This is a genomic window from Microbacterium sp. Bi128, from assembly GCF_918698205.1.
On the sequence record NZ_CAKKMM010001654.1, the window covers coordinates 1 to 1,045 of the forward strand.

The 1,045-nt window shown below is 73.8% G+C and carries 2 protein-coding genes; both read right to left on the minus strand.

What is annotated here, in order from left to right; translation table 11 throughout:
- A partial coding sequence (locus LQV45_RS35280) for an RpiB/LacA/LacB family sugar-phosphate isomerase (protein WP_230012698.1) occupies positions 1-244 on the minus strand: 244 nt, incomplete at its 3' end.
- Positions 241-1,045, minus strand: an 805-nt coding sequence (gene dhaL, locus LQV45_RS35285; protein WP_230012700.1) for a dihydroxyacetone kinase subunit DhaL, incomplete at its 5' end; no start/stop codon positions are given. The genes LQV45_RS35280 and dhaL, both read right to left, overlap by 4 nt.

Consider the following 1,045-nt stretch of genomic DNA (forward strand, 5'->3'; position numbering starts at 1 on the left):
CTATCGCCACGCCCAGGCCGGTGCCGTAGATCAGCAGCGCGCGGTCGGCGTCGCCGTCGCCGATCTGGCCGGCCGCGTCGACGGCGACGTGCGGATAGGCGGTGGAGTCATTGGCGCCGACTCCCACGTCCTGCACGGACGCCACGCGGGGGTCGGCTTCGAGGAGCGCCTTCAGCGCGTTCTTGTATTCGACGCCGGCCTCATCGTTGCCGATGACCACCCGCCAGCCTGTTGCTGTGCTCATGCTTGTGCTCCTTGTTCCGCCGGCTCGGGGGTGCCGGGCCGGGATCCTGTGTCTGTGGTGTGGGTGGATATCCGGGTCGCGATGAGGGCGAAGGACACCGCTCCGGGGTCGGGGTGGCCGAGGCTCTTCTCGGCGAGCGGGCGGGCCCGGCCTTTGAGCGGACGCAGCCCGGCGGTCCGCTCTGCGGCGGCTGTGGCGGCGGCCGCCGCCGCCGCGAGGGAACCGGCCACTGGTGTGCCGGCGTCGAACGCGGTGAGGAACGCGTCCTGGAACGGCAAGAGTGCGTCCACCATGGTCTTGTCCCCCGGCTCGGCCTTGCCGAGCGCGGTGATCGCATCCACGAAGGCCGTGACCGCGGCGGCCGCGTCCTCGCCGCTGTAGCTGTCCTGGTTGCCCAGGGCCTGTCCGGCGGCGATGATCGCCGAGCCCCAGAGCGCACCCGAGGTGCCGCCGGCGCGTTCGCTCCAGGCCTCCCCCGCAGCGGTCAGGACCCGCGACGGCGAGGCGCCGCCGTCGTTCGAGGCAGCCTGTTCGGCCGCGGCGACCGCCGCGTCCACGCCGCGGCGCATGCCGATCCCGTGGTCGCCGTCGCCGGCGACGGCGTCCAGACGGCCCAGTTCTTCCTCATGCTCGACCACCACGTCCCGCGCCTGGCCGAGGAAGTCGGCGGCCAGCCGGCCGAGGGCTGCGGCCGCGGTGGTGGGCCGTTCGACGTCGGCGGTCTCTTCGGCGTCCGGACCGGCGAGTTCGCGGCGGGCACGGGGTGCCAGGTTTCCCTTGCGGAACGCCGGGGTGTCGGCC